Below are 21,254 nucleotides of genomic sequence, written 5' to 3' on the forward strand. Positions count from 1 at the left end.
TCCTTTAAATCTTTTGTAGTTTTTTCAATGCTTCTTTTACGAGTGAAGCCGTATCTTCGCTTGAACAGTCACTAAGCACTTTTGATATATGCTCTTTTTTAAATCCTAGACTCTCCAGTGCAAGTGAAGCTTCATTCACAGCAGTCGAACTTGTCGCCGACTCGTTTGAGACCAGTACGGCATCAAAACCGCTAAGTTCCACCAAGATGCGCCCTGCACTTTTAGGACCTATTCCCGGTACTTTTTTTAGTCCTGTCACATCATTGTTGTTGATGACAGTTGCAAATGCAGATGCCGTAAATGTCGAACAGATCGCCATGGCTACCTTTGGACCGACACCGTTTATCTTTATGAGCCTTTCAAACATAACTTTTTCCGATCTGTCTATAAAACCGAAAAGAAGTTGAGCATCCTCACGGATGATATGAGAGGTAAAAAGCTTCACTCTCTCCTTTTGAAGTGCCGAATATGACTGTAAGGAGATAAACACCTCATATATCACACCGTTTACATTTACATGTACGACACTGGGGTCTTTATACTCTATCGTGCCTTCTACGCCTACTATCATTCTTTTACAGCCTTAATTATATATTCATCATCATCAGTTTGAAACAGAGCATACACAGTATTGAAAGAGCCCTCTATCGGTGTATAGACAACATCTATAGGAGGATCAAGCAGCTTGAACTTGATCTCGTTGTATCCGACCCATTTATCCCTGTTTATGATCCTAGCTGCAAAGATATCATCTTGAACGGTACCTATAGACACGTTTAGACGCTCTTTTTTCATCTTTTGCTGTTCTAGTTCTTTTTCTACACTATCGAGGTGTGCCTGCAGCTTTTGAAACTGTTTATACTGCTTGACAAATGCTTCTGGCATCTTTATGTTGTTTTTCTTGTAGTGCATAAGTCTTTTTTTGATCTCCAGAAAAGTACTTTCGTTCTTTTTAAGCATCTCGGTATACTTGTCTCTATCTTGTTTTAATCTCTTGATTTTCTGGTCAAGTTCATCGAGCTTATTCTCTTTTCTACCTACATCTTCATCTACGCTCTCAACAGCAAGAGGATCGATGACAAACCTGTTCTCACTTCCCTGCATCTTTTTGATTTCGATGATATGAGACGCGGTAACAAGCGCATTGGAACCAAGAAGGTCGACGACTACCTCTTTGGCCGTGATGTTTCCGCCTATGGCCTGTTTTATATCCACGCTATTTGCTACTACGACACCCTGCTCTAATCTTGTTATATGGACTTCATCACCACGAGCCGTACCTTTATGGACATTTATAGTCAGGTCTGCCGCATCGATATATGAGGTCTTATGCGTCTGACCGTCGATTTTTACTCTTTTGCCTATAACTCGTGCTTTTGGACCGATGTTGCCCTCGACATCCAGTTCGCTTACTTCGACTTCCATGCCTGTTCCTACAGCATCTTTCATCGCATCCGTCTCTTTGACTTTTAAGCTGACATCCGCATCAAGTTCCGTCTCGATAGAACCCGTAGTCTTAAAGCTTATCTCAGTGACATCAAGTTCATCTTTGATCTCATAAGTCTCATTTTCAAAAACGATATAACCGTTTTTATTCGCTCTATATTCGGTTGTGTCTTCAGTTTCTACGACAGAGATATTATCACTTACTTTAAATGTAGGCACATTATTAGCCGTCGGTTCTGGAACATCTATGAACTCTCCTCTGCAGTTTCTGCCCGGAGTCCCTTTTTTTGGCTTAATATACTCTATTAAAAGTTCATCTTTAACGACACTTTGAATAAAGTTACGTTTTGAATAATCTACCTTATCCGTATCCTCTTTTTTATTTTTCTCTCTAAAATGCAAGATCACTTCATCATTGATCGTCGGCACCGGTTCGATACTCTCTGCTACTAAAATAGGCTCTGTCTTTCCAAAAGTCATACGCTCATTGACCAGAAGTGAAGAGTTCAGCTTTTTAATGACATCGGGAACCATATCATCAAAGATACCGACTAAAATATTTGCACGGATCTTTTTCTTGTTTAAAAGTCCTAAAAATTCCTCTTCGAAGTTTTGATGGTGAGCTAGAAAAGATCCCTCTTTTATCGTTAGATAGACCTTACACATGGTAGCATTTACGCCTATTGAGAAATGAAATTTATCATAAAGGGGGTTCTCTTTTTTTGTAAAGACCTCGATCTCATAGTTTTGTTTGATCTCAAAGTTTTGATCCAGTAACAGGTTGCTTTTACCTATTTCTTTAAGTTCTTGTTCCGTGATCTCACTAAACACTTCCTCTTTCGAAGCTGATTTTTTACGAGTCAGTGTTTCCATCTCTAAAAGATTAAAATCGAGAGTAGACAGATCGACTCTGTTGGAGGCTGCAATATGAATGAGCTCTTTTGCTACATTCTCAGTACTTATTACGGTAGGACGTATAGATTTGTTTTTATCAATATCAGTCTCTTTTTTTGAACCAAAAATAGCCATAATAATCTCTCTTTCTTTTTAAGAAGTTCTATTTTAGTATCAAATTGGTTAAACTATTGTAAAATTTACAAAAAAATTAAAGAATATTATGTTTAAAGCAATTTTTACTAACAGTTTTGGGATACTTTTTTCCAGAATATTGGGATTTATAAGAGATCTTTTAACTGCTTCCGTCCTTGGAGCAAACGTTTACAGCGATATATTTTTCATCGCTTTTAAACTCCCTAACCTTTTTCGCAGAATATTTGCCGAAGGTGCTTTTACTCAAGTCTTTTTACCCTCATTTACGCGTTCGACTAAAAAAAGTCTTTTTTCCGTTCATATATTTGTCATATTTTTATCCATAATCCTTTTTATCACCCTGCTTGTCAACCTAGTTCCTGAACTTGCGACAAAAGCTTTGGCTATAGGGTTTGATGACAAGACCGTTGAACTTGCCGCACCGTTTGTTGCTATAAATTTTTATTATCTCTCTTTCATATTTATAGTCACTTTTTTAAGCACACTTTTACAGTACAAACACCACTTCGCTACGACCGCTTTTGCAACAGGACTTTTAAACATCTCCCTTATCGGCGCATTGCTTCTTTCAAAAGGCTCAGCCGATGACGTAATAGTCTATTATCTAAGCTGGGGAGTCGTCGTAGGCGGGGCTTTACAGCTTGTCGTGCATATTATCGCCATACAGAGAGTCGGTCTTTTAAAGATCATCATCGGCGGTTTTAAATACTTCAACAAAAAAGCTTTACATGTAAAAGAGGAGACGAGAGTCTTTCGCAAGCAGTTTTTTCCCGCTATCTGGGGAAATTCTACTGCACAGGTCTCTGCATTTTTAGATACATGGCTGGCATCGTTTTTGGCAGCTGGTTCTATCAGTTATCTTTACTATTCAAACCGTGTCTTCCAGCTTCCTTTAGCACTCTTTGCCATTGCGACTTCTATCGCGATCTTCCCTCGCGTCGCAAGGTTCATAAAAAATAATGAGCATGAAAAAGCACTTGCATATATGCAAAAAGCATTTTGGTTCTTAGCAACTATTTTGATGCTCAGTACACTTGGAGGTTTTATCCTCTCGGATGAAATAGTCAAGATATTATTTCAACGCGGTGCCTTTAGCGAAGTGGATGCGGTAAACACCTCTTTTGTCTTGCAAATGTATCTTATCGGTCTTCTTCCTTTTGGTTTAAATAAGCTTTTTTCACTCTGGCTCTATGCTTCACAGCTACAGATAAAAGCCGCTAAAATAGCTTCATACTCATTAATATCAAATATAGTTTTATCACTTGCTTTGATCTCTCCTATGGGAGCGGGCGGGCTTGCTCTTGCAAGCACGATAAGCGGTTTTTTAAGCTTCATACTTACAGTGAAAGTGTTCGGTACAAAACAGTTTTTAGATATAATCACGTCCAAAAAAGCTCTTTACTGGCTTCTTGCAGCTGTGCTTTTTACTTTTTTCTTACTATGGTTCAAGGATTTTATAAATGGTTATATTTGATAGTGTCACTAAAACAAAAAGAGAGTTCAAACCTCTAAAAGAGGGAGAAGTGTCTCTGTATGTCTGCGGACCCACAGTATATGACGACGCTCACTTGGGACATGCAAAAAGTGCACTTGTCTTTGACCTGCTCTCCCGCGTTTTAAGAGCCCAAGGCTATCATGTAAAATACGCTAGAAACATCACTGATATCGATGACAAGATCATAAAAAAAGCGCAAGAACTCGGCGTAAGTATCAAAGAGATCACGGACAAATATACTGAAGCTTACCATGCAGACATGGCTCATCTGGGAATAAAAAGACCTGACATAGAACCAAAGGCGACAGAATCACTTGATGCGATGTTCAAGATGATACAAGACCTTATAGACAAAGGGCACGCTTATCAGATAAGTAACGGTGACGTCTATTTCGATACACAAAGCGACAATAAATACCTAAGCATCTCGCACAGAGTCCAAGATGAGGATGAAAAGCAAAACCGCGTCGCAAACTCTGAGGAGAAAAAGAACAGCGCGGACTTTGCTCTTTGGAAAAGCGTGAATGACGGCGATGTCAGTTTTGATTCTCCGTTTGGAAAAGGTCGTCCGGGATGGCACTTGGAATGTTCTGCGATGATAGAGAAGCATCTCGTGGATGAGCCTACATGTAAGTATGCCATAGACATCCACGGAGGCGGAGCCGACCTGCTCTTTCCTCACCACGAAAACGAAGCAGCACAGACAAGATGTTCTACAAACCATGAGATAGCCGCTTACTGGATGCATAACGGCTTTGTAAACATAGACGGTGAAAAGATGAGTAAGAGTCTGGGTAACAGCTTTTTTATCAAAGACGCCCTCAAAGCGTATGACGGAGAGGTACTTCGTTTTTACCTTCTCTCGACGCATTACAGAGGCAACTTTAACTTCAATGAAGAGGATCTTATCGCTTCAAAAAAACGTCTTGACAAGCTTTACAGACTGAAAAAACGCCTTTTTGGCTTAGAGGTTCACTTAGATGCAGACACAGCTTTTAAAACAAAACTGCTTGACGCGCTCAAAGATGATCTGAACATCTCACAGGCACTTTCCGTCATAGATGAGATGGTATCTACCGTCAATGAGACACTTGACACTCCGGGCAAACATAAAGAACTTAAACGCGAAGCCGTCATCGACTTAGCTTACATAGAAGAAGTTCTCGGATTCGGCGTAAAAAACCCGTTTGAATACTTTCAGACAGGGGTAGACAAAGAGACTAAAGAGACTATACACGAACTGATAGAAAAACGAAATGAAGCTAAAAAAGTCAAGGACTTTGAAGCATCAGACCGCCTCAGAGACGAGATACTCAGCTTCGGTGTTTCCATCATGGACACTCCGCAAGGCACTTTCTGGGAGAAAGTGTAATCCTTGCCTAAAAGCCTTACTTGAAGGGCTTAGCTAAAGTTTACCTTTTTTTTTGTATAATCACGTACTTTATAAACTGAATGGATGACTGATTTATGATAAATTATGAGATGATAAAACCTTTGTTATTTAAACTAGAGCCTGAAAATGCACACCATTTAGCTGAATACTTTTTAAGAATGCCCAACATCTGCCCGAACCTGTTCAACGGCTTCTTAAACGATCATTTCATAACCAGTCCTGTTCTACAGCAGAAGGTGTTTGGAATCGACTTTTTAAACCCTATCGGTCTAGGGGCAGGATTTGATAAAAATGCCACTATGATACGCGGTATCCAGGCACTTGGTTTCGGTTTTACGGAGATAGGAACACTTACTCCAAAACCCCAACCTGGCAATCCGAAACCGAGAATGTTCCGCCATATAGAGGAAGAATCTCTTCAAAACGCGATGGGCTTTAATAATGACGGTCTTTTAAAAGCACAAAAAAGACTGCAACAAAGATATCCGTTCTCAACGCCTATCGGGATCAACATCGGAAAGAACAAGACGACATCCGAGCGTGATGCGATAAGCGACTATACGACGCTTATCAAAGCGCTTCACGAGCTTGGAGATTACATCGTCATCAATATCTCTTCTCCAAATACGCCGGGTCTTAGAGACCTTCAAAATGAAGAGTTCATCACATCTCTTTTCGCTGAGGCAAAAGAGCTGACGAATAAGCCGATTTTGCTAAAGATAGCTCCCGATATGAGTGAAGCCCAAGCGGTCGATCTGACAAGTCTTGCAGTTGAAAAAGGTGCCGACGGGATCATCGCTACAAACACGACGATCGACTACTCTTTAGTAAAAGAACCTAAAGATATCGGCGGACTCAGCGGTGCAGTCTTAAAACAAAAAAGTTTTGAGATATTCGACGCTGTCGCAAAAGAGCTGTTTGGAAAGACTACACTTATATCTGTCGGCGGGATAGACTCTGCTGAGGAAGCATATAGACGTATCAAAGCGGGTGCATCTTTAGTACAGATATACAGCGGTCTAGTGTTTCACGGTCCCGATATGATAAGAGACATAAACCTTGAACTGATCAACCTTATCCAAGCGGATAAATATACAAATATCACTCAGGCGATCGGTGCAGACAGAAAATGAGAACTATATTTGCAATCATTGCAGTCTTAGCTATTGCCATGACGATAGCATATAATATAAAAGATACAAAATCACAGATAAAAGAGAGCAAAGTGAGTAAAAAAAATAAAAATTCATCACTTCCGGAGTATGAAACAAAAACATTAGAAAACGGCTTACAGATAGTCGTGATCCCTATGCATAACGATTCAAACGTCATCTCTACCGATATCTTTTATAAAGTCGGCAGTAGAAATGAGATCATGGGTAAAACAGGTATCGCACACATGCTTGAGCACATGAACTTCAAATCGACTAAAAACCTGGCTGCGGGTGAGTTCGACAAAGAGGTAAAAAGTGTGGGCGGTGTAAACAACGCATCGACTGGGTTTGACTTTACGCACTACTACATCAAGTCAAGCACCCAAAACCTTGGCAAGTCACTCTCTCTTTTTGCAGAGCTGATGAAGAACCTGAATCTCAAAGATGACGAGTTCCAGCCTGAGCGTAATGTCGTAGCAGAAGAGAGACGTTGGAGAACGGATAACAATCCTCTTGGATATTTATATTTCAGACTCTTTAACAACGCGTATGTCTACCATTCATACCACTGGACGCCGATCGGTTTTATGAACGATATCCAGACATGGACTCTAAAAGATATCCAAGATTTTCATAAGACATACTATCAGCCGAAAAATGCCATCCTGATCGTTACGGGTGACGTAAAAGCGGATGATGTCTTTAAAGCTGCCAAAAAAGAGTTCGAACAGATCAAAAACAGTGTTGTGATCCCTGAAGTCAAGTTCATCGAACCTGAACAGGATGGTCCAAAAAGAGTAACGATCTATAAAGAGAGCGAAGTTGAGATGGTCGCGATCGCGTTTCATATCCCGAACTTTCAAGATCCTGACCAGATCAAGCTTTCAGCTATCAGCGAGATGCTAAGCAGCGGTAAAAGTTCAAGACTTTATTCTGAGCTTGTAGATAAAAAACATCTTGTAAACCAGATCTATGCTTACAACATGGAAAACAAAGATCCGGGAATATTCCTGTTTTTAGCATCATGTAATCCGGGTGTAAAAGCGGAAGATGTCGAAAAAGAGATACTCTCACAAATAGAACTTATGAAAGAGAAAAAAGTCTCTCAAGCAGAACTTGACAAAGTGAAGATAAATACAAAATCCGAGTTTATCTACTCGCTGGAAAGCTCTACATCTGTAGCAAACCTCTATGGAAGCTATCTTGCCCGCGGAGATATAAAACCGCTAGAAGAGTATGAAGAATCGATTAACAAGCTTAACGTTGATGATATACAAAAAGCAGCGCAAAAATATTTTGACTTTTCAAAATCAACGACAGTGATATTAAGAAAACAACCTCAAGGAGAGAAATAGTATGAATATAGTAACCGGTTCTACGACCGCACTTATCACCCCGTTTAGAAACGGGAAACTAGACGAGCAAAGCTTTGCCGCACTGATCAAACGTCAGATAGACAACGGCATCGATGCAGTTTGCCCGGTCGGAACTACGGGAGAGAGTGCTACTCTTACACATGATGAAGACAGAAGATGTATGGAGATCGCCGTAGAAGTATGTAAAGGTACAAATACAAAAGTCCTGGCAGGTGCAGGAAGCAACTCGACTGCAGAAGCGATACAAACGGCTAAGACTGCACAAGAATGCGGTGTCGATGCGATCTTCTCAGTAAGTCCATACTATAATAAACCATCTCAAGAGGGACTTTATCAACACTATAAAGCCATAGCCGAGTCGGTACCAGAGTTACCGTTTATGCTTTATAATGTTCCGGGACGTACAGGTGTTGATATCCAAGCAGATACTGTGATAAGACTTTTTGACGATGTAAAGAACATCTACGGTATCAAAGAAGCGACAGGGAGTATTGAAAGAACAATAGAACTTCTTTCTCTTAGACCGGAGCTTAAAGTGTTCAGCGGTGACGATGCGATCGACTATCCTATTTTGGCAAATGGTGGTGCGGGTATTACATCAGTTACCAGCAACCTGCTTCCTGACCTTAAAAGTGACCTTGTAAAAAAAGCGTTAGCAGGTGACTTTGCAGGTTCAAAAGCTATCAACGATATGCTTTATCCTATAAACAAAGTCTTGTTTATAGAATCAAATCCTGTCATGATAAAAGCTGCGATGTATGTAGCAGGACTCATAGACACGTTAGAGTACAGGCTTCCGCTTGTAGCACCAAGTGTCGAAAATATGAAAAAACTTGAATCTGTTATGAAAAACTATACTATCAAAGGACTGTAATGTTAAAAGGAAAAACTCTATTTATTAGTGGTGGAACTCGTGGTATCGGAAAAGCTATCGTTTATGCTTTTGCTAAAGAGGGTTGTGATGTAGCATTTACTTATGCTTCAAGTGCAGATACTGCAAATGAGATGGTCGCTGATATCGAATCTAACTGCGGTGTAAAAGCGAGAGCTTACAAACTGAATATTTTAGAGCCTGAGACTTATAAAGATGTTTATGAACTGTTTGACCAAGATTTCCAAAGACTGGATTTCTTCATCTCAAACGCTATTATCTCCGGACGTGCAGTCGTTGGCGGATTCGGTCCGTTTATGCGTCTTAAACCAAAAGGTCTGAACAACATCTATATAGCTACAGTCGATGCTTTCGTTGTAGGTGCACAGGAAGCTGCTAAGAGAATGGAAAAAGTCGGAGGCGGAAGCATCATAAGCATGAGTTCTACCGGTAACCTTGTATACACTCCAAACTATGCAGGTCACGGAACGAATAAAGCGGCAGTTGAAGCGATGGTGCGTTATGCAGCAGCGGAACTAGGTGAAAAAGGGATCCGTGTAAACGCTGTAAGCGGCGGCCCGATCGATACTGATGCATTAAAAGCATTCCCTAACTACGAGGAAGTAAAAAGCGAAGTCGTATCTCGTTCTCCGCTTAGCCGTATGGGTGAAGCTGAAGATCTTACAGGAGCATGTCTGTTCCTATGTTCAAACGCTTCATCATGGATGACGGGTCAAACTGTCGTTATCGACGGCGGGACAACATTTCAATAAATAGAACGTAAGAGGAACAAAGTCCCTCTTACAAAGACTCTACCTCTACCCTAATCCACAAATACTATCTTTGTATTATTTAAAAAGATTACTTTTGTCTAAACACCCATAAATGACTGTACCAGTACCATTTACCATCTTCGGCTTTTGCAGTACATGTGTAGTGATCACGCGGAAGTTTTAGTCTTTTTCTTGATTTTATCTCCACTTCTGTATCAGATATCCACTTCATATCTATTTTATCACCGTTTGATTTATAACACAGCATATCTTTATGCGGTTCTTTTAACTTGATGCGAAGCGTCGGTGGATTATTGCCCTTTAGCATCGTTTCTTCCGGTTTAATAGATACAATAGGCAGAGGAACCGTATTTAACTTTAATAAAAAACCTTTTTTTGTAGCGTATGTCTCAGACATTGGAAACCTTGGGACTCTTGTCAATAAAGTATCTTTTCCAAAAGGACCGGAAACCTGAGATATCCCCACATAATCCATACTTACAAGTAATCTCTCAAGCTCTACGCTGTACTCTCCAAACGGATATGCAAGCATTTTTGGATTTGTATTTACACTCTCACCCAACTCTTTACGCATCTTGTCATCTGCTTTTTCGATCTCTTTTCTTACACGTTTATCCCACTGCTCTTTGTTTTCAGATCTTTTCTGTGTCAGATAAGCATGAGAATATGTATGGTTTGCAAAGTATGCGCCGTGAGCACTCATCTCGCGCATCTGATCCCAGGTCATATAGCGTTTTGATTTATGGATAACGGGCATCGTATTTACAAACACCGTAAAAGGAAAGTTCTTCTTTTTTAACATTGGATAAGCGTTGGTATAAACAGTCACATAAGCATCATCCATACAGATCGCGACTGTTTTTGGAGGAATGTTTTTATTCTCTTTCATATAGTTGACTATCTTAGACAGAGGCCAGACGTTATAATTATTATCTTTTAGATAATCCAATTGATACGCGAACTGCTCAAGACGGATATTTGTAGAGGGATATTTTGTTTCACCGAACCGATGATAGGTAAAGACAACCGCATAGTTGCTATCTTCACTATTTTTATCGGTAGCAGCTGCAAATAAAAGAGTTTCAAATAGATATAAAAAAAACAAAAAAGATGTAACTAACTTCATTCAACGGACCTTCCTATATAAAGTTTGTTCCATATAGTATCATTAAGAGGTAAGATATTTTATTAAATAGTTTTTTTATTATGAATTTATATCATGGGGAAAATGATCATCTCCCTTGAATATCTGAAGTTTTCAAGAGTGTGAGATCTTTATATGTCTCATACGATAATCTCCAAATAGCTTGGAGATTATATGTTCTTACTACCAGCCTCTTGTTATTGCGTGGCAGTGTGTACAACTACGGACTACACCAGAGTAAGCGTCAGAAGCATTAACGATGCTACCCTCTTTTACGTAATCTTTCATCGTCTCTAAATAAAGATTTAAATTTTTTGTGCTGATATAAGCTATTTTAGAAAATTTCTTTTTTTCTTGTGGTAAAAAAGATGCAGCAGACTTTTCATCATGAAAGACATTGTTTGCTTTAGTGATTTTTTCAATACCGCTTAATATAGAGTCTTTATTGTTATATAAGAAACCGTCTTGAACTTCTACTAAACCATCTCTCATGTCTTTCATACTTACCTGAATATTATCACTTGCCTGTAATCCAAGTGCTGCAAACAAGCTCAAACCTACTAATACTTTTCTCATCCAATCATCCTTATATTTTTATACTAACTATGTTATCAAAAATTATATTAAAAATAAATTGTATTCTTGAAATTAATTTGATAAAAACATGCATTTATCACATATATTTAACAATATATACCAAAATACATTACAAAAAGTAACAGCATAACAAATAATACCCATTTTGCTTTATCACATAATTATTCGTGAATATGAATAGAGTTAATATGATTAGACAGCAAGGAGTGACCATGCCAAAACCTAATCCGACGCAGACTGAGCGTTCTTTAAATAATGATGATTTTATTGTCTCTAAAACAGATACCAAGGGCAAGATCATATATGGAAATAAAATATTTATTAAAATATCCGGTTACGGTGAATCCGAACTCATCGGACAGCCCCACTCTATTTTACGCCATCCGGATATGCCCAAAGTGATCTTTCAACTTTTATGGCAGCGCATACAAAATAAACAAGAGATATTTGCCTATGTAAAAAATCTATGTAAAGACGGTGCATATTATTGGGTTTTTGCCAATGTGACGGTAACACAGGATGAAAAAGGCAATATTCGTGACTTTCACTCGGTTAGACGAAAACCCTCTCAAAAAGCGATGGAAACGATACCAAACTTGTACAAAGAGCTCGTTTCTGCAGAGATATCCGGTGGCATTGATGCTTCGAGTAAACTGCTTGAGAAAATTCTAGATGAAAAAGGAGTTGATTATGATAACTTTATCCTCAGCCTTCAACAATAGACAGACCCTGCTTTACTTTTTACTTTCTCTCTTTGCGGCTGTACTACTTGGTGTTTACGTCTCTTGGGCGGCAGCTTTATTGATCATCGCTATCACTGTCGCCATACCGTTTATTTCGAATGCACCGGCTAAAGAGAATATCTATAAGGACAGTCTTATCCGCCAGATACATGATGTCGTAGTAGAAGCAGGCAAAGGAAATCTCTCAAAACGCATAACAAATATCAATGAAGAGCATATGATGCAGGACGTCGCTTGGGGAGTCAATGATATGCTAGATCAGATCGAACAGCTGATGCGTGATGTCAACTCATCGATTACCGCTTCAAATCATGGAAATGCAAAAAGGATAATATTTCAAGATGGGTATAAAGGTGACTTTTCATCTATCTGTCCTAATCTAAATAAAGCGATCGAGTCAATAGCCAAAGCTCAAAAAGGAAATTTTAAAGCCCAACTTGCAAGAGAATTTGAAAAAGCAAGCGGAGGTATTTCAAGCGGTTTAGCAGCTATTCAAAACGATATCATCAAAAACACCGGTTTTACTCAGACCATTAACAACTCAACTGTAGAGGTAGCACAAAAAGTAGAGAGTTCACAAAACAGTGTCTCGATCATCATCGAAAATATAGAGCACCTTTTAGAAAATATCAGCAACTCCAATACTGCGATCAACTCATTAAACGAAAGAACAAATGAGATCAATGCTATTGCAAGTCTTATTAAAGACATTGCAGACCAGACTAATCTTCTTGCTCTTAATGCAGCTATAGAAGCGGCGCGTGCCGGTGAACACGGTCGCGGATTTGCTGTCGTTGCAGACGAAGTAAGAAAACTTGCCGAACGTACTCAAAAAGCGACTCAGGAGATATCTATGACGCTTCAGACTCTGCAGCAAGAAGCAAACGACATCCTTACAAACTCAGAGAGCATGACCGAACTTGCTTCAAGTTCTAAAGAAAACGTCAACAGTTTTGAAGATGTCATAAGCGATTTTTCTCAAACGGTCTCTGAGACGGCGACCATGTCTCAACTGATCAACAGTTCGCTTTTTACCACACTTGTTAAAGTCGATCATATTATCTTTAAACATAATGCTTACGCGACTGTATTTAATGAAGATGCCGAAAAAGCCGCTTCATTTGCAAATCATCATAACTGCAGAATGGGTAAATGGTACTATGAGGGTGACGGAAAAAGATTATTTTCTCATACAGAGGCTTATAAAAAAATGGAACTCCCTCATCAAAATGTCCATAACAGTGTGCATCGTGCAGTCGAATGTGCTGTTAAAGGTAATTGTCTGTCACAAGAGAATTTTGACAAACTTATCGGTACTATGAAGATCATGGAAGACAACAGTCATCAGCTTTTTATCTATCTGGATGATATGGTAAAAGAAGCCAATCCGCATATCAAAATCTAAATCACATACATTGTAAGCAGCAAACTCTTAAGATTTAAAAAAGTTTGCCGCTATACTCCTAAAATCAAGTCCAAATAAGTAAGAACAAGCTAAAATCTCAAATAAAAAAAGAAGGACTTTTTTGTTAAATCTACCGAATCTTTTAGCCTCTTTACGAATACTTATCGCTCCTGTGATGTTTTGGGTGATCTTAAACCCGCAGGTTTTTACGCAAAACGGATACGATGTTACTTGGAACTACTACTTTGCATCACTGCTTTTTGTACTTGCATCAGTTACAGATTTCTTTGACGGATATATCGCCAGAGAGTGGGATCAATCGACGCTTCTTGGTGCTATTTTAGACCCGCTTGCAGACAAGATGCTCACAATAGCAGCATTTTTGGGACTTATGATGATCGGCGAGGCTTCCGTGTGGGCTGTGTATATCATCATCATCCGCGAGCTTTTCATCACGGCGCTTAGAACAGTTGCAGTGGGAGAGAACATAAGTGTCAAAGCTTCGTTTGCAGGAAAAGTAAAAACGGTGTCTCAGATGTTTGCCATAGGTTTTTTGCTTATGCATTGGCCATACGGCACACTGCTTTTATGGATAGCGGTCGCATTGACGCTCTATTCTGGTGCAGAGTATGTCTGGAATTTTAGAAAAGCGATCTTAAAGGATGGTATATAACATGAGTTGGTTAGTATCATTATTAGTCCTATCGGCACTTATATTTTTTCATGAACTCGGTCACTATGCGATGGCTAGATTTTTCGGTGTATATATAGAGATATTCAGTATCGGTTTTGGAAAGAAGATAGCATCTTTTAGAATGTTTAACACCGAATGGAGGATCGCTATGATCCCTCTTGGCGGGTATGTAAAGATGAAAGGTCAGGATGATGCCGACCCATCAGTCAAAAGTTACGACAAGGACAGCTACAACTCAAAGACTCCTCTTCAAAGGATATTGATCCTGCTTGCCGGTCCTGCGGCGAACTTCATTCTGGCATTTTTTCTCTATGTTTTCATCGCTTTGGGCTCTCCGGGGATCTTGTCTCCTGTTATCGGTGCCGTAAAAAAAGACTCGCCTGCATTTGTAGCAGGACTTGAATCAAACGACACTGTTACTGCGATAGACGGCAAGTCTGTGGCGACATGGGAGGAGATGGCAGAGATCATCTCTCAAAACAAAGGCGAGACGCTTGACCTTACCGTCAAAAGAGGGGAAACTCTCTTACATGTAAGCCTGACTCCAAAACTGACGCTTACAAAAAGTATGTTTAACGAGGATATCTACAAGCCTATGATAGGGATCGGAAGTGCCGGTGTCACACATAAACTGGAACTTACTCCTGTAGAAGTACTGAAGTATGCGACAAATCAGACCATCTTCGCTTCGACAATGATCTTTAAAGGTGTAGAAAAGCTGATAACAGGCGACGTACCAGCCAAAGAGATGGGCGGTGTTATCTCTATCGTCAAAATAACATCCGATGCTACGGCACAGGGGTGGATGGCAGTCCTCTTCTTTGCAGCACTTATCTCCGTGAACCTCGGTGTCTTAAACCTGCTTCCGATCCCGGCTCTTGACGGCGGACATATCATGTTCAATCTGTATGAGATGATAACACGACGTGCACCGAGCGAAGCGGTACTTGTACGTCTTACCGTAGCAGGATGGGTGATTTTATTTGGTCTTATGGGACTTGGACTGTATAATGATATAAATAGACTGATAGGATAGAAAGATGACGCAACTAGAATATAAACTTCATATAGATTCCATAATTGAAAGAGTCGAAAAAGCAAGACTCGGTGTTGGCATGAACGGCCATCACATTGTAAAGATAGTGGCTGTCAGCAAGTATTCTACATCAGAGGAGATAAAAGCTCTGTATGAGATAGGTCAGCGTGCTTTTGGAGAGAACAAAGTCCAAGACCTCGCTAAAAAAGCCGAAGAGCTTGATGAACTTCCTTTAGAGTGGCACTTTATCGGCAACTTACAAAAAAATAAGATAAACCAGCTTATCAAGATAAATCCGTTTCTTTTCCAGTCTCTTGACTCACTGGATCTTGCTCTTGAACTCGACAAACGTCTAGAAGCTCACGGAAGTAAGATGGAAGCCCTGCTCCAGATAAACTCTGCGTATGAAGAGACAAAATCAGGTGTGATGCCCGAAGCTGCCATCGACACATACAATGAGATAGCATCTACATGTAAGAATATCCATCTTAAAGGGGTGATGAGCATAGGTGCGCATACCGATGATAAAGATATCGTCAAAAAAAGCTTCGAGACGACTCATGACATCTATACAAAACTTGACGGTGCTACGATCTGTTCTATGGGGATGAGCGGGGATTTTGAACTTGCTATCTCATGCGGCTCAAACATGGTACGTATCGGTTCATTGATGTTCAATAAGTAGAGTTTTTCTACTTATGTGAACTTTTTAAAAGCAAGTCTCCATTTTTACAATAAAACTTATCCTCTATCAAAGAAAATGCTTTTTGTACCAATGTCTTTTGGTTCTCTTGTGAGTATATCATGATCGGCGTATGATAGTATCTATCCCAGGATTTTAAGGGATGAAGCAATACGTCCTTGTAGGTAAGCTCTATCTTACCGTCATAAGGTTCAAATGGAAGTGTTGAAAGGATATGTCTCTCTTTATCACTTTCATCTTTACATGTAAAATAGCAATATACATTAAACTTATCTACATGTACACGTTCAAGGTGACTTAGAATCTGTTCATATGGTATATGACCCATGCTTGTTCCTCTTTATATAATATAGAGTATTTAAGCAACTTATATTCCAATCTTTCTCGCAGTTAAAAAAAGATAGTCTTTTCCCGTTATGACGACTCTGTAGCCTTTTTGCTGCAGATATTTTTTGCAAAAATGAATATCTTTTAAAACAAGGCTCATCTCTGAAAACGGGTAATTGGGAGCTTTTGCACCGTAGATCATCTCCCCGTCAATCCATCTGCAGTTTGGAAAGCCCAGAATGATAGAACCTCCCTTTTGCAGATAGTTTTGATATAGGTTCATAAAGGTAAGATTGAACTCGATACCGCTGCTTTGAAGCGTCCCGATAGAGACGATCAAGTCAAACTCTCCCAGATCCAGCTCGTCCAGCTTGTTTATATCGTGACAGATAAACTCGGTGTTTGCGTATGCAAAACTCTCTTTTGCATACTCTATGGCACTGCTTGAGTAATCTATGCCGATAAACTCTTTTGCTGCAAACTCATCATCTTGCAGCATCTCTTTTATGACACTAAACTCATCTGCTTTATTTATGCCGAGATTTAAAACTCTTTTTTTCTCTTTTATATTTACAAACTTTAACGCCTGTCTGTAGTGGTACAAAAAACTAAACTGAGCCGTCTTGTCTATTTTAAAGAACTCACTCTCTACGCCGTACTTCTCATCACTCTGCTCGGTTTTATGAAACGAGGTCGCTTCATTGAGCTTATAAAAACGCAAGAGGGTAATCTCATCATCTAATATATGTGGAGTGATCATCTTCATAAAAAACAGCTGTGTAAGGTCTATAAGAGCTTTATAGCCTATCTTATCGATATCCGTGTTTAACAGCTCGACTTCCAGTGTCTTACCCTCTTCGACTCTGTTGTTCTCAAACCACTCTAAGATCGCAGTGGAGTCTTTTGCTTTTAGATCGACTCTCATAAAGTGTTGTATGCACGGTCTCCCGCATCTCCAAGACCGGGCATGATGAACTTGTCTGCACTAAGACCCTCGTCGATCTGCGTTATGTATATATCTACATCTTTATGAGTTGATTGTATCAGTTCGATCCCTTCGGGAGAACCGATGATATTTAACGCGATGATACGCTTAGGCTCTCTGCTTTTTATCAATTCTATCGCATCGTTCATAGAACCTCCCGTTGCAAGCATCGGATCAACCAGAAGTATAGTCTTACCTTTACAGTCCGGAAGTCTGTCATAATACAACTTGCTTTTGTGCGTGACTTCATCTCTTTTCATAGCCAAAAATCCGGCAGTTACATTGGGCAAAAGCTCCATAACACTGTCAAGCATAGGCATACCGGCTCTTAAAACCGTAGTGACGATGATATTTTTCTCATCCAAAGAGGTAAAACTGTTCTCACCCTGCCAGGTCGTTACTTTTTTTTCCACTAAGGGAAACTCTTTTAGCGCTTCATAGACAAGCTGTTTTGTAAGTTCTGCGATCGTATGCCTAAAACGGATAGCATCGGTTCTTTGATCTCTTAGATTTGTTATCAGAGTCTTTGTCACTGGATTTTTTAGTTCATAAACCATTTTTTAGAGCCTTTTATTTAAACTGTCTATTCTTCAAAGATAAGCGGTACAAAAGAAAAACCGTAATGCTCTATGACATCAAGCTTTTCATTCTCTTTTTTTGTGACCTCAAAGATATAATCGCCTACGGGGATCACAAGTTTTCCTCCGACTTTTAGCTGATCGGCAAGTTCCACTGGGAACTCATCTGCTGCAGCCGATACCAGGATACGGTCAAATTTTTGACCCGCTATCCCGAGTCTGTTTCCCGCCTGCATGATCTCTGCATTTTTAAATTTGTACTTTTTGAGATTATCTCTCCCAAAGCGCACAAGATGGGGGACTCTTTCAAGTCCGATGACCATTCCCTTTTCACCTACGATGTAGGCTAAAAGTGCCGTCGTCCAGCCTGAACCGCTTCCGATATCCAAGACTTTATCACCTTTTTTAGCCTGAAGCATCTCAAGCATAAAAGCGACCGTTGTGGGCTGAGAGATAGTTTGACCGTATCCAATCTGAAGAGGATAGTCCCCGTATATATCTGCACGACCTGCATCTCCGACAAAGTCGATTCTATCGACATTTTCAAACGCCTCGGTGATCCTGCTTGAACGCAGCACACCTGAGTTTATAAGATGGTTTATCAATGCATGGTTGTCTAGAAAGCTGTAGATCATCTGCTATATCTTTATTTTTATCTCAAAGAGTTTTTTCTCATCCTCTACCAAAAAGACATCTCCGTCATGCACGTTCGCTATCTGTTTTGAAAGTATGAGTCCAAGACCGTTGCCTTTTACCTTTGTACTTTTAAAAGCTTCAAAAAGAGTACGTTTATTTTCGATAGGCACACCCGAATCGTAGATATAAAAGTTATGAAACTCCCCGTCGTTGTTATAACTTAATTCTACCACACCCTCATCTTCATCATCAAGTTCAATGGCATCTATGGCATTTATAATGAAGTTTGAGAACATCATCAAAAGCAGGTCCGCATCCCCGTTAATGTCAAAGTCATCCTCTATAAAACTGAACTTTATATCTTTTGAGTAGCTGTAATATCCGATAATATCTTTTAAAGCCTCTTGAAGCTGACTCCATTTTAGCGGTTTTTTATCTGCCTGTACCCCTTTAGAGAACATCAGAGTCGCTTTTATGATCCTGTCTATGCGGAAGATCGACTTCTCTATCTCTGTGACTATGGCGATGTTTTCTGGTTTTACACGCTTTTTTAGTGTAGAGGTCAGAAGTGAGATAGAACCTATGGGGTTTCTTATCTCGTGAGAAAGATGAGCTGCCATCTGTCCCATGGTAGCCAAGTTCTCTTTGCGTTTTTGCTCTGTGATGTCAGTGGCGCTTACAAGACGTTTATCCTGATAATTACTTATCTTTACAAGGTAAGACCTGTCTTTGAAGTTTATCTCGTAATCATCCATATCGAGCTTTAAGATAACCATCAGCTCAGATAACGCCTTTGCCTGAGAGTTCTGCAAAAACACCTTCCCGTCACTTTCTAGTATCCAGATAGCATTTGGCAGGAACTCCACGACCTTTTCTATCGTGTCTTGAAGATGATTATAGGAGTCTTTGAGGTCCTTAAAATCATTTTCGATTTTATAGGTCTGCTCGATCAGGTGTTGGAGTTCCTCAGGTGTTATCATCTATATCCCTAGCAATATTTTATACAGATCATAAGCATCATCCGTACCCGCACTCTCTCTAATGGAATGCATCGCATAAGTAGGTATGCCGATATCTATGGTGTCAATGCCTATTTTAGCCGCTGTAATAGGTCCGATGGTCGATCCGCAGCCCATGTCGCTTCTTGTCACGAACATCTGCACGGGTGCTTCAACGCTTTGCGCCGCGTCGATAAACCTCGCAATAGTCTCCGAATTTGAAGCGTAACGCTGGTTCGAGTTCACTTTCACGACGACGCCTGCATTTAATTTTGGAGCGTGAGAAGGCTCATGTTTATCCGCATAGTTGGGATGGATGGCATGAGCATTATCAGCTGAGATAAGCAGTGAGCTTCTGGCAAACTTTGCTTTGGCATCAGGAGTTCTAAATATCCTCTCGATCACGCTTGCCAAAAATGAACCCCCTGCTCCTGAAGTACTGACGCTTCCGACCTCTTCATGATCTGAACAGACTATCATCATAGGCTTCTCAGTCGAGCATATAGTGATAAGAGCGACATAACAGCTTAGAAGGTTGTCGATCCTCGCACTTGCCATAAACTCATCGTTAAAACCTACATATGAGGCTTTTTGTGTGTCGTAAAGGCTTAGGTCGTATGAAAGTACCTCTTCACAATCGCTTATCATACTTTTGATCTCATCTTTTAGTGAGAACTCTTTACTCGTAGAGACGATAGGAGGCAGATGGTTCTGCTCGTTTATAGTCTTTGATGCGTTAGACTCTCTGTCTAAGTGTATAGCCAGTGAGGGGATGATGGCTACGGGCTTTTGCATATCCAGTATTGCTGATGTAAGAGTCTTGTTTGTTGCTCTGTAGCTTACACGCCCTGCAATGCTCAGGTCCCTGTCAAACCATGTATGCAGAAGCACTCCGCCGTAAGGCTCGACTGCAAGCTGGTTTATCCCCTCTTTTTTGACATCGGCATTTGGCTTTATCTTCAGGTTTGGTGAATCGGTATGTGCACCGACTAAGACATACTCATACCCTTCGTAGTAATTAAAAGCGATAATAGAGCTGTCGTTTCTTCTGATGTAGTACTTTTCACCCGGTATAAGATCAAAGTCTTCTCTCTCGTCTATTCTTATAAACCCTGCATTTTCAAGCATCCCTGCCATATTCAAAACCGCATGAAACGGTGTCGGCGAAGCGTCTAAAAATCCTAAAAGTGCGTCATTAAAACTATTTTTGTCCATTTAAATTTTTCCTTATCATCTCAATAATATCCCTGTCCCTGCCGTAGATAGCATAGTAAAGAGCATCCCTGTACTCTTTATCTTTTACTTTTGCATCTGCGCCGTTTTCTAAAAGGAATTTTACAATCTTTTTTGCTCTATTTTTTGCTGCTACATGTAAAAATGTCACACCGTTTTTATCTTTTGTGTTGAGATCAAGTCCATTTTTTGCTAAATCTTCAAAAGATTGTATATCATCTTTTAAAATCACATTGTAAACATCTGAGTTTTTACTCTTTTTCTTTGAGGTTCTTTTTTTATAATCTAAGATCAGATTGACCGATGAGATATGATTTTTTGCTATAGCGATGGAAAGCGGTGTATCGCCTTTTTTATTTTTTATGTCTACATCGGGCTTACATCTTAAAACTGCTCTTATGATGCTAAGACGCCCTACTTTCATGGCTGCATGTAAAGGCGTGTTCCCCCATTTATCTTGAAGGTTTATATCTTTACACTCTTTTAAGAGCTCTTTGACTTTTCTCTCATTAACATCTTTTATGGCACGGTTGAGAGGGGTAGCACTCAGTGTTAATGCTAACAACAAAACAAATGCTACGACTCTCATAAATGCT

At 39.8% G+C, this 21,254-nt stretch carries 22 protein-coding genes; 11 read left to right on the top strand and 11 right to left on the bottom strand.

Annotated elements, in window-relative coordinates:
* Positions 1 to 4: 4 nt before the first annotated feature.
* Both ruvA and WCX87_RS06090 read right to left on the bottom strand, forming a co-directional pair.
* Positions 5 to 571 carry a Holliday junction branch migration protein RuvA gene (gene ruvA, locus WCX87_RS06085; protein ID WP_345978485.1) on the bottom strand — a complete coding sequence of 189 codons (567 nt, stop codon included), beginning with the start codon at positions 569 to 571 and terminating at the stop codon, positions 5 to 7.
* Entirely contained in the window at positions 568 to 2,475 is a 1,908-nt protein-coding gene (locus WCX87_RS06090; protein ID WP_345978487.1) for a flagellar assembly protein A, read from the bottom strand. The genes ruvA and WCX87_RS06090 overlap by 4 nt, the downstream gene beginning before the upstream one ends.
* 88 nt (positions 2,476 to 2,563) lie before the next feature.
* Here WCX87_RS06090 and murJ point away from each other — a divergent pair, with 88 nt between their 5' ends.
* The 6 genes from murJ (at position 2,564) to WCX87_RS06120 (ending at position 9,558) form a co-directional block, all read left to right on the top strand.
* Positions 2,564 to 3,970: a murein biosynthesis integral membrane protein MurJ gene (gene murJ, locus WCX87_RS06095; protein ID WP_345978489.1), complete on the top strand. Its 1,407-nt coding sequence runs from the start codon at positions 2,564 to 2,566 to the stop codon at positions 3,968 to 3,970.
* Positions 3,957 to 5,363: a cysteine--tRNA ligase gene (cysS, locus tag WCX87_RS06100; protein ID WP_345978491.1), complete on the top strand. Its 1,407-nt coding sequence runs from the start codon at positions 3,957 to 3,959 to the stop codon at positions 5,361 to 5,363. The genes murJ and cysS overlap by 14 nt, the downstream gene beginning before the upstream one ends.
* Before the next feature lie 95 nt (positions 5,364 to 5,458).
* Positions 5,459 to 6,517 (top strand): quinone-dependent dihydroorotate dehydrogenase, encoded by a 1,059-nt coding sequence (locus WCX87_RS06105; RefSeq protein WP_345978493.1) that lies wholly within the window; start codon positions 5,459 to 5,461, stop codon positions 6,515 to 6,517.
* Complete coding sequence (locus WCX87_RS06110) at positions 6,514 to 7,893, top strand: pitrilysin family protein (RefSeq protein WP_345978495.1); 1,380 nt, start codon at positions 6,514 to 6,516, stop codon at positions 7,891 to 7,893. Before WCX87_RS06105 ends, WCX87_RS06110 begins: the two co-directional genes overlap by 4 nt.
* 1 nt (position 7,894) lies before the next feature.
* On the top strand, positions 7,895 to 8,788 hold the full coding sequence (gene dapA, locus WCX87_RS06115; RefSeq protein ID WP_345978496.1) for a 4-hydroxy-tetrahydrodipicolinate synthase: 894 nt from the start codon (positions 7,895 to 7,897) through the stop codon (positions 8,786 to 8,788).
* Positions 8,788 to 9,558: an enoyl-ACP reductase gene (locus WCX87_RS06120; protein ID WP_345978498.1), complete on the top strand. Its 771-nt coding sequence runs from the start codon at positions 8,788 to 8,790 to the stop codon at positions 9,556 to 9,558. The genes dapA and WCX87_RS06120 overlap by 1 nt, the downstream gene beginning before the upstream one ends.
* An 88-nt stretch (positions 9,559 to 9,646) precedes the next feature.
* Here the strand turns inward: WCX87_RS06120 and WCX87_RS06125 are convergent, their stop codons facing one another.
* Both WCX87_RS06125 and WCX87_RS06130 read right to left on the bottom strand, forming a co-directional pair.
* Positions 9,647 to 10,705 (bottom strand): polysaccharide deacetylase family protein, encoded by a 1,059-nt coding sequence (locus WCX87_RS06125; protein WP_345978500.1) that lies wholly within the window; start codon positions 10,703 to 10,705, stop codon positions 9,647 to 9,649.
* A 201-nt stretch (positions 10,706 to 10,906) separates the two neighbouring features.
* On the bottom strand, positions 10,907 to 11,299 hold the full coding sequence (locus tag WCX87_RS06130; protein WP_345978501.1) for a hypothetical protein: 393 nt from the start codon (positions 11,297 to 11,299) through the stop codon (positions 10,907 to 10,909).
* Between the two features lie 233 nt (positions 11,300 to 11,532).
* Between WCX87_RS06130 and WCX87_RS06135 the strand changes: the two genes are divergently transcribed.
* The 5 genes from WCX87_RS06135 to WCX87_RS06155 all read left to right on the top strand — a co-directional run bounded on the left by WCX87_RS06135 (position 11,533) and on the right by WCX87_RS06155 (position 15,883).
* Positions 11,533 to 12,042: a PAS domain-containing protein gene (locus tag WCX87_RS06135; RefSeq protein WP_345978503.1), complete on the top strand. Its 510-nt coding sequence runs from the start codon at positions 11,533 to 11,535 to the stop codon at positions 12,040 to 12,042.
* On the top strand, positions 12,011 to 13,468 hold the full coding sequence (locus WCX87_RS06140) for a methyl-accepting chemotaxis protein (RefSeq protein WP_345978505.1): 1,458 nt from the start codon (positions 12,011 to 12,013) through the stop codon (positions 13,466 to 13,468). Before WCX87_RS06135 ends, WCX87_RS06140 begins: the two co-directional genes overlap by 32 nt.
* 121 nt (positions 13,469 to 13,589) lie before the next feature.
* The gene (gene pgsA / locus WCX87_RS06145) at positions 13,590 to 14,141 is read left to right on the top strand and encodes a CDP-diacylglycerol--glycerol-3-phosphate 3-phosphatidyltransferase (RefSeq protein WP_345978507.1); all 552 of its coding nucleotides are present in this window, start codon (positions 13,590 to 13,592) and stop codon (positions 14,139 to 14,141) included.
* Position 14,142: 1 nt separating this feature from the next.
* Positions 14,143 to 15,198 (top strand): RIP metalloprotease RseP, encoded by a 1,056-nt coding sequence (gene rseP / locus WCX87_RS06150; RefSeq protein WP_345978509.1) that lies wholly within the window; start codon positions 14,143 to 14,145, stop codon positions 15,196 to 15,198.
* Between the two features lie 4 nt (positions 15,199 to 15,202).
* A complete protein-coding gene (locus WCX87_RS06155) occupies positions 15,203 to 15,883 on the top strand; it encodes a YggS family pyridoxal phosphate-dependent enzyme (RefSeq protein WP_345978511.1) in 681 nt (226 codons plus the stop codon).
* 7 nt (positions 15,884 to 15,890) lie between these two features.
* Here the strand turns inward: WCX87_RS06155 and WCX87_RS06160 are convergent, their stop codons facing one another.
* The 7 genes from WCX87_RS06160 to WCX87_RS06190 are packed head-to-tail and all read right to left on the bottom strand — an operon-like array spanning position 15,891 to position 21,247.
* A complete protein-coding gene (locus tag WCX87_RS06160; RefSeq protein WP_345978513.1) occupies positions 15,891 to 16,229 on the bottom strand; it encodes a hypothetical protein in 339 nt (112 codons plus the stop codon).
* A gap of 39 nt (positions 16,230 to 16,268) precedes the next feature.
* Entirely contained in the window at positions 16,269 to 17,153 is an 885-nt protein-coding gene (locus tag WCX87_RS06165) for a methyltransferase domain-containing protein (RefSeq protein ID WP_345978515.1), read from the bottom strand.
* Positions 17,150 to 17,770: a uracil phosphoribosyltransferase gene (gene upp, locus WCX87_RS06170; RefSeq protein ID WP_345978517.1), complete on the bottom strand. Its 621-nt coding sequence runs from the start codon at positions 17,768 to 17,770 to the stop codon at positions 17,150 to 17,152. Before upp ends, WCX87_RS06165 begins: the two co-directional genes overlap by 4 nt.
* A 26-nt stretch (positions 17,771 to 17,796) precedes the next feature.
* A complete protein-coding gene (gene pcm / locus WCX87_RS06175) occupies positions 17,797 to 18,426 on the bottom strand; it encodes a protein-L-isoaspartate O-methyltransferase (protein ID WP_345978519.1) in 630 nt (209 codons plus the stop codon).
* Positions 18,427 to 18,429: 3 nt separating this feature from the next.
* Entirely contained in the window at positions 18,430 to 19,407 is a 978-nt protein-coding gene (locus tag WCX87_RS06180) for an ATP-binding protein (protein ID WP_345978521.1), read from the bottom strand.
* A complete protein-coding gene (locus WCX87_RS06185) occupies positions 19,408 to 20,640 on the bottom strand; it encodes a M18 family aminopeptidase (RefSeq protein WP_345978523.1) in 1,233 nt (410 codons plus the stop codon).
* Positions 20,627 to 21,247 carry an ankyrin repeat domain-containing protein gene (locus tag WCX87_RS06190; RefSeq protein ID WP_345978525.1) on the bottom strand — a complete coding sequence of 207 codons (621 nt, stop codon included), beginning with the start codon at positions 21,245 to 21,247 and terminating at the stop codon, positions 20,627 to 20,629. Before WCX87_RS06190 ends, WCX87_RS06185 begins: the two co-directional genes overlap by 14 nt.
* Positions 21,248 to 21,254: the final 7 nt, after the last annotated feature.

It is taken from the genome of Sulfurimonas sp. HSL3-2, assembly GCF_039645965.1.
Taxonomy (GTDB): domain Bacteria; phylum Campylobacterota; class Campylobacteria; order Campylobacterales; family Sulfurimonadaceae; genus Hydrocurvibacter; species Hydrocurvibacter mobilis.

Bases quoted from the DNA above. Each gene is read 5' to 3' on its own strand.
- WCX87_RS06180 (WP_345978521.1), bottom strand. From the start codon at position 19,407: ATGATAACACCTGAGGAACTCCAACACCTGATCGAGCAGACCTATAAA.
- WCX87_RS06125 (WP_345978500.1), bottom strand. From the start codon at position 10,705: ATGAAGTTAGTTACATCTTTTTTGTTTTTTTTATATCTATTTGAAACT.
- WCX87_RS06090 (WP_345978487.1), bottom strand. From the start codon at position 2,475: ATGGCTATTTTTGGTTCAAAAAAAGAGACTGATATTGATAAAAACAAA.
- WCX87_RS06135 (WP_345978503.1), top strand. From the start codon at position 11,533: ATGCCAAAACCTAATCCGACGCAGACTGAGCGTTCTTTAAATAATGAT.
- WCX87_RS06155 (WP_345978511.1), top strand. From the start codon at position 15,203: ATGACGCAACTAGAATATAAACTTCATATAGATTCCATAATTGAAAGA.
- murJ (WP_345978489.1), top strand. From the start codon at position 2,564: ATGTTTAAAGCAATTTTTACTAACAGTTTTGGGATACTTTTTTCCAGA.
- cysS (WP_345978491.1), top strand. From the start codon at position 3,957: ATGGTTATATTTGATAGTGTCACTAAAACAAAAAGAGAGTTCAAACCT.
- WCX87_RS06120 (WP_345978498.1), top strand. From the start codon at position 8,788: ATGTTAAAAGGAAAAACTCTATTTATTAGTGGTGGAACTCGTGGTATC.
- dapA (WP_345978496.1), top strand. From the start codon at position 7,895: ATGAATATAGTAACCGGTTCTACGACCGCACTTATCACCCCGTTTAGA.
- WCX87_RS06130 (WP_345978501.1), bottom strand. From the start codon at position 11,299: ATGAGAAAAGTATTAGTAGGTTTGAGCTTGTTTGCAGCACTTGGATTA.
- WCX87_RS06185 (WP_345978523.1), bottom strand. From the start codon at position 20,640: ATGGACAAAAATAGTTTTAATGACGCACTTTTAGGATTTTTAGACGCT.
- upp (WP_345978517.1), bottom strand. From the start codon at position 17,770: ATGGTTTATGAACTAAAAAATCCAGTGACAAAGACTCTGATAACAAAT.
- WCX87_RS06190 (WP_345978525.1), bottom strand. From the start codon at position 21,247: ATGAGAGTCGTAGCATTTGTTTTGTTGTTAGCATTAACACTGAGTGCT.
- WCX87_RS06160 (WP_345978513.1), bottom strand. From the start codon at position 16,229: ATGGGTCATATACCATATGAACAGATTCTAAGTCACCTTGAACGTGTA.
- pcm (WP_345978519.1), bottom strand. From the start codon at position 18,426: ATGATCTACAGCTTTCTAGACAACCATGCATTGATAAACCATCTTATA.
- WCX87_RS06110 (WP_345978495.1), top strand. From the start codon at position 6,514: ATGAGAACTATATTTGCAATCATTGCAGTCTTAGCTATTGCCATGACG.
- WCX87_RS06105 (WP_345978493.1), top strand. From the start codon at position 5,459: ATGATAAATTATGAGATGATAAAACCTTTGTTATTTAAACTAGAGCCT.
- ruvA (WP_345978485.1), bottom strand. From the start codon at position 571: ATGATAGTAGGCGTAGAAGGCACGATAGAGTATAAAGACCCCAGTGTC.
- WCX87_RS06165 (WP_345978515.1), bottom strand. From the start codon at position 17,153: ATGAGAGTCGATCTAAAAGCAAAAGACTCCACTGCGATCTTAGAGTGG.
- WCX87_RS06140 (WP_345978505.1), top strand. From the start codon at position 12,011: ATGATAACTTTATCCTCAGCCTTCAACAATAGACAGACCCTGCTTTAC.
- rseP (WP_345978509.1), top strand. From the start codon at position 14,143: ATGAGTTGGTTAGTATCATTATTAGTCCTATCGGCACTTATATTTTTT.